The sequence below is a fragment of the Neobacillus vireti genome (genome assembly GCF_036962465.1).
Taxonomy (GTDB): domain Bacteria; phylum Bacillota; class Bacilli; order Bacillales; family Cytobacillaceae; genus Neobacillus; species Neobacillus vireti_B.
This window is the reverse complement of record NZ_JBALNF010000083.1, coordinates 1-6,090: the sequence shown is the minus strand read 5'-3', so window position 1 is coordinate 6,090 and position 6,090 is coordinate 1. Positions and strand designations below refer to the sequence as shown.

8 protein-coding genes and 1 pseudogene are annotated in these 6,090 nt (G+C 35.1%); 2 read left to right on the top strand and 7 right to left on the bottom strand.

Features of this window, described 5'->3' with window-relative positions:
• Window positions 1–334: 334 nt before the first annotated feature.
• Together trhA and V7077_RS26385 are read right to left on the bottom strand one after the other, a co-directional pair.
• Window positions 335–975 (bottom strand): annotated as a pseudogene (gene trhA / locus V7077_RS26390) (PAQR family membrane homeostasis protein TrhA).
• A gap of 199 nt (window positions 976–1,174) precedes the next feature.
• Window positions 1,175–1,414, bottom strand: a complete 240-nt coding sequence (locus V7077_RS26385; protein WP_335507500.1) for a hypothetical protein — start codon at window positions 1,412–1,414, stop codon at window positions 1,175–1,177.
• 28 nt (window positions 1,415–1,442) lie between these two features.
• Between V7077_RS26385 and V7077_RS26380 the strand changes: the two genes are divergently transcribed.
• Together V7077_RS26380 and V7077_RS26375 are read left to right on the top strand one after the other, a co-directional pair.
• Window positions 1,443–1,586, top strand: coding sequence for a hypothetical protein (locus V7077_RS26380; RefSeq protein WP_335507498.1), 144 nt, complete (start codon window positions 1,443–1,445; stop codon window positions 1,584–1,586).
• Between the two features lie 171 nt (window positions 1,587–1,757).
• Complete coding sequence (locus V7077_RS26375) at window positions 1,758–2,333, top strand: dihydrofolate reductase family protein (RefSeq protein WP_335507496.1); 576 nt, start codon at window positions 1,758–1,760, stop codon at window positions 2,331–2,333.
• Window positions 2,334–2,676: 343 nt separating this feature from the next.
• Here the strand turns inward: V7077_RS26375 and V7077_RS26370 are convergent, their stop codons facing one another.
• The 5 genes from V7077_RS26370 to V7077_RS26350 form a co-directional block, all read right to left on the bottom strand.
• Window positions 2,677–2,982: a hypothetical protein gene (locus V7077_RS26370; RefSeq protein ID WP_335507494.1), complete on the bottom strand. Its 306-nt coding sequence runs from the start codon at window positions 2,980–2,982 to the stop codon at window positions 2,677–2,679.
• Between the two features lie 232 nt (window positions 2,983–3,214).
• Window positions 3,215–3,493 (bottom strand): hypothetical protein, encoded by a 279-nt coding sequence (locus V7077_RS26365; RefSeq protein WP_335507491.1) that lies wholly within the window; start codon window positions 3,491–3,493, stop codon window positions 3,215–3,217.
• A gap of 106 nt (window positions 3,494–3,599) precedes the next feature.
• The gene (locus tag V7077_RS26360) at window positions 3,600–4,115 is read right to left on the bottom strand and encodes a GNAT family N-acetyltransferase (RefSeq protein ID WP_335507487.1); all 516 of its coding nucleotides are present in this window, start codon (window positions 4,113–4,115) and stop codon (window positions 3,600–3,602) included.
• Window positions 4,116–4,322: 207 nt separating this feature from the next.
• Entirely contained in the window at window positions 4,323–5,195 is an 873-nt protein-coding gene (locus V7077_RS26355; protein WP_335507485.1) for a CPBP family intramembrane glutamic endopeptidase, read from the bottom strand.
• 280 nt (window positions 5,196–5,475) lie between these two features.
• Window positions 5,476–5,916, bottom strand: a complete 441-nt coding sequence (locus V7077_RS26350; protein ID WP_335507483.1) for a hypothetical protein — start codon at window positions 5,914–5,916, stop codon at window positions 5,476–5,478.
• Window positions 5,917–6,090 lie beyond the last annotated feature (174 nt).

Here is a 6,090-nt window from a genome sequence, read left to right as displayed (position 1 = left end):
CCTTGAAATCATGAAATAAGCATGAAAAAATCGTTCCAGCAGTATGTGCGAAACATTAGATGACATCTGTTAAGGTTTAATGGCTTTAAATTCGTCCATGGTTTCAGGGGTATTGATTCCTTCTTTTCCTTGGAAAAGGCTGATATTAAACTAAATGAACGAACCGTACCAATGTAGAATTAAGAGATTTATCCCCAAAAAATAAAACTGAAATCCGCTCTAGTAGATAAACATGCATAAAAAAAGCATTATCCTTAGCGTGGATAGTGCCTGATGCTTGCAAAAAACCTTAATTTCCAATAATTTAACAGAAATAAAAGAAGATATATTCAAATCAATGCAAAAGTGTTAGGACACTGAAAAAGTGCATGATACTTCCGGCCATTACGAACAGGTGCCATACAGCATGGTGATAGGTGAATCCTCGCCAAATGTAGAACACTGCTCCGAACGTATAGAACAACCCGCCTATCATTAAATACGTTAAACCAGTATGGGGCAGTGTTCTGATAAAGGTCCCCAAGCAGTTACAATCAACCAACCCATTACTACGTATAACGCAGTCGATGTGAATAAAAACTTCTTTACAAAAAAGGATTTAAACACCGTTCCTCCGATTGCCAGTCCCCATACGATCCCGAAAATAGTCCATCCTAACCAACCTTTTACCACTAAAAACAGGTACGGTGTGTACGTTCCAGCAATAAAAAAATAGATGGAAGAATGATCGAAAATCTCAAATAAATCTTTCACCTTGCTTCCTTCAGGGAAAGCATGTAACAGAGTTGACGATGTATACATTAAGAACATGGTAGAACCAAATAGAGTGAAACTAACAATATTCCAAATGTTACCGGAAAGTGAAGAAGATACAATTAGTATTACTAATGCTGCAAAGCTAAGAAGAGCCCCAATCCCGTGAGTAATGGAGTTCGCAATTTCCTCGCCCTTGCTAAAAGTGTGTGTGTTAGCCATAAATAAATTCTCTCCTAATGGAATAGATATGATTTATTGTAGCAAGGTTATTAGCAAGGACGTAAGTTACAAATGTAATATAATGAAGAAAGTTTATAAGCGCATTTACTTTTCCAAAGTATCCGGACTTCTTAGGCTCCGGAGTAGATTCGTTTTTCACACAAGCCCTATAATTTACCGTGAAGTGAGTAACCTCCCCTTAAATACCAGGTAAACAATCATCCGCTCGACACAAAATACAGGACGAATAACCTTCACTTAATTTAATACCCGCCATATTTCTTCCCGTTTCCGGATTTTGAAGCGATGTCATTTCAATCATTTGGTCCCAATAAGGCAACTCTCTTGAAAGACGGCTGATTATTTGCCGAATATAATCATCACTAACATTCTGCCCACTACCATTTGTAGCTATCTCTTTTAGCTCACTGTACGCCATATTACGCTTTGCCGTGAGGATCCCGTCAGTGAATCTGTCAGCAGGCTACCAAAATGAACATAAGGCAACTGAAACGGTAGATTACAAGTCAACATTTGAAACAGTGTTGCTTGTGGAATCGGTTTGGCATCATCAATTAATCAAGCAAAATGTTGTTGGTTCAGTTGTTTAAAACCGTGGAAACCAGGTCCTGATTAAAGATTGATGCTGGCACCCCCCCATTCTATTTTAATTAATGTAACCTATTAAACTTTCTTACCAAAATTTATAAAAAATTGGTTATACTTACATTGGAGGGAAAGAATTATTAAAAAAATATCCTCTTGGACAAAGGAGACTAAAAATGAGAAAACTCGTTCTATTTCTGCACGCATCGCTTGACGGTTTTGTAGAAGGTCCGAATGGTGAAATGGACATTGGCTGGGTTTCATACGATGCTGACTTGGAGAAACACGCGAAAGAAATTCTGAGTACTGCCGACACTGTCATATGGGGACGTGAGACTTATCAGATGATGCACAGTTACTGGCCATCTGTGCCTTCTGACCCTTCAGCTTCGCAGCATGAACTAAATCATGCCGAGTGGATCGAAAAAACACCCAAAATCGTTTTTTCCACGACGTTGGAGAAAGTCGAATGGAACAATTCCAGACTGGTGAAAGAAGATGTCGAGGAAGAAATCAAGAACCTCAAACAGCAGCCCGGCAAGGATATGGTCATCCTCGGCAGTCCTAGGTTAGCTCACTACCTTATGCAGCTTGATTTAATAGATGAGTATAAAATTACGGTTTCTCCTGTCCTGATTGGCAGCGGGTTGCCGTTATTCCAAGGTCTCAAAGAGAGGATCAACCTTAAACTGATTGAAAACAAGACATTTGATTCTGGAGCCATAGCCCTCGTTTACCAGACGGCTAGATGACCTTTTCTCCTAAAGCAAGATTATGACGGATACGATAGCTCAATAAGCCGCCTCTTTAACGAGGCGGTTTTCTTATCGTAAATATCAACATCAGGATTAATATAGCCTAAATCTAAGATGATGACGCAAATATTAAGTAAATCATACCGGTAAAATAATTTGGAGTAAGGATCCCTAAAAAAATACAAAATCAAGCAATCAAAAGCTAATGAAAAAAGAGTGAAAAGTGGTTTCAAGCTTTCCATTAATTGTTCTTTTAACAGAGTAATCATAAGTAAACATCACTTTTCTGGAATTGCAACACCTTTTAAAGTAATGCACCCGTTAGCTTAAAAAGGAAAAATCACAATTGACCAAAAATGCTAAGAAGCAGAATTACTAAGTAAAAAATTCCTATAAATATTACACATCCAACAACAAAGTTAGATCGCTTTTTAATCGAATTAAACGGTTCTTTTAAATCCGTGATTGGGTGTTCTTCTTTTTTTAAAGTATCTAAACTTGCAGAACGTACAAATCCTAAGATAGCTAAAATAAAACCAATTGTCCCGAAAGCACTGCTACTTATAGTATGAGTAAGACGCAAGATAATGGCTACCAACGCTATTAATGGTACTAGAACAAGAAAAAAATCTTCTTTTATTTTCATTTTTATCCCCAAATTTTTTATAATTTTTAACAAACATTAGTCCTTGAATAATTGAATTGTACATTACCAAATGGAAATTGAATCCTTAATTTAAACTCCTTATTGAACAATCCTGCCCTTTATTTAAAGAACGATAATAAAAAAGGACTGCCAAAACAGCGCGTTTGTTGTGAAACAAAAGCCCCCGTTAGCTAAGTACAAAGTTTCACAATTTTGATACTTGCAGGGTTGGTTATTCTTTCTCTGTTATAAAGATTATTTTATATTGTGAACCTAATTCTTCTTTCACTTTTTCAGTAAGATTTTGCCCAAACGTATTATGTTCTTTAATTTGCATTCTTTTGTATTGCTTTGTCCATTGATACAATTCATCTTTCAGTTTATCTGACAGGGGAAATTCATCAATATCTAAGTTCCAGCCACAAACATTGCACCAAATCGGGTCAGCGTGATAATCAGCTTCTATTTTAAATGATTTTACGTACTCACATTTACAAATATTATTAAACATAAAATGTCATCTCCAGTTACATTTTATATTCTTTCTACTTCTATAACTAACCTGTAGAGTTTGTGGAACAAGAAAAACGACTGCCTTTACAGAACAATCGCACCCGTTAGTTGAACAAGTAATTTTTATAAAAGTTTAGACATATAGTATTCATCGACAAATTTGCCGTCAATGTAAGTGAATGTCTCTTTGTCCCTTCAATTTCAAATCCCATCTTTTTATATAACTGTATACCTGCTTGATTTTGAGCTACAACTGTCAATTCTAAACGATGGACATATTGTTCTTTTGCCCATTTCTCAACTTTTTCGAAAAGTCCTGTTCCGATTCCATGCCCTCGATGTTCGGCTAATATTCCAATAACAAGATATACAGAATATTTGTTTCTCTTGGCATTACCGCCCATCGCAACGAGGTATCCGATTAATTGTTTATCTTCTTCTGCAATAAAAATGGTCGAGTTTCTCAATTTTTGCATTGCTTCTATTCTTTTTATCTGCTCTTCTGGACTAATTTTTCTTTCTCCTGGTTCGAAGAGCAAAAATTGGGACTCACTTTCAACTTGCTTAATTAAATTTATAAAACTAGCAGCATCATCAGGCTTTATTTCTCTAATTAACATTTGACTCCCCCATGTGTATTTATAACCATTATTATACATTATCTAGTTTGATTAACCTGCCCAGTTAGTAAAAAGGCGACTGCTGTTATTGAGCAATCGAACCCGTTTGTTTTACATTAAGATTTTAAGGTTATTTAAATCTCGTTTTTTCATCACGGCTTAACTCCTCGAACCAATTGCAGTCCATTTAAAATGCCTTTCCTAAAATTAGTGGACAGTTCGATCAAGCTGCTCATTAAGCCTTTGTTTTTTCTTCATTGAATATTGTATTAATGCAATTACTGACAAATATCCTAAAATAGCAACAATTGATACTTCCACACCAAAAGCTCCACCTGTCAGTAGAAATGAATGAGATAATAATTTATAAGAAAAAATAGAGGCTTTATTATAAGAAGTGCCAACATGAAAAATATTACCAATCATAATGATATTCCATATTCCATGTACAATTGCACTATTCCAAACAGACCCACTTTTATACACAATTAAAGAGAACATAATCCCAACACTGGTACCTCCGACAAACAACATCAGCAAATCCATCAAATGTAAATTTGCACCTATTGCATGAAGTAATCCGAATATAATAGATGGTATTAGAATCGCAACTCTTTTTCCCCAACGCTTTTCAAGTGCTTTCATAATTAACCCTCTAAATATTACTTCTTCGACGATTCCTGGACCAATACCATATACAAAGACTGCCGTTATAATAATTCCTATTGCATGTGTAGTACTATCGTTATGAACAAATTCACCTGGAGTGCATAACAATATTGTCATCACAGCAATAGGCAAAACAATTGCACAAGAAAGCCATTTTATTTCAATATGAGGCTTGTCAATACGACACTCTTGTAAAGATAGTTTTATTATCTTTTCACTTAATAGCTTAACACCCCAATACGCCAGAACAACATAACAAATGGCATAAAGAACAGGTGAAATCACTTCTGAAATCGGAATTAAATAGATAAGGCTTGCCATTCCTTGTGCGATGTTCAATACTAATATCGGTAAAAATATAGCTAACAGTGCCTTGCTTGTAACGATTCTATCCTCTATATTATCTTCCATAATTACCCTTCCTATGTTAGAAAAATTAAGTTTTCAGCAAATTAAGCATATCATTTATTTTTATTCTACTAAACTCCGTTAGCTCAAGAAGAAAATTATTATTTTTTGGTTTAGTCGATCTGACCACAACTATACTGCTTCGTTAGTTCATTAAAAAAAATGCAGCCACGGCAACCTCTCTTGTAGGAAAATCTATATTAGCTGGTTTAGCGGTACAAGAAAAGCGATTACTCTTATTGAACAATCGCACCCGTTAGTTGAAGAAGCATTTTTGAAAAACTTATCTTTCTACTTCGATAATGGTTGGTTCTGAAATCGAAACAATGTTGATAATATGGTCAATACATACCATCCCATAATGTTTAAAAGGTCCTGGGTAAACCTCAGATGCAATTGTGGAGTTTTGAATATAATCAAGAAAGCATGATTTAATATATATTCTAAAGGCTTTTCCTTCAAATTCTTCGTATTCATCCCATACAGTAAAAGATTCATTAGTTACCGAGTAACTTATGTAGTTATCAAAATCCATTTGTATGATGGGTAACTTTTCATCAATAATTACATCACTTCCTTCAAACGTACTATCTCCTAATTCAAATTTTTCTACAACTTCACTAACTTTACGCCTTTCAAAATAAAGCCTAAGTGAGTTTACAGTTGGTTCTGTACTCCCTATTAAATCAACGTATTTTAAATTCATCAAATCTTGGTATCTCAATTTACCACCTCCAAAACCATTACCACTATAATTCAACTTGAAAATTAAATTATCCTTCTTCCCCTAAACTACCCCGTTCGTATTATAAGGTTAACCAGAATGCTAAATATTTCTGGTTGACCTTATTTATTTTGGTCTTATTATATCAGTAGCCAGGGTAGAACGTAACTGCCC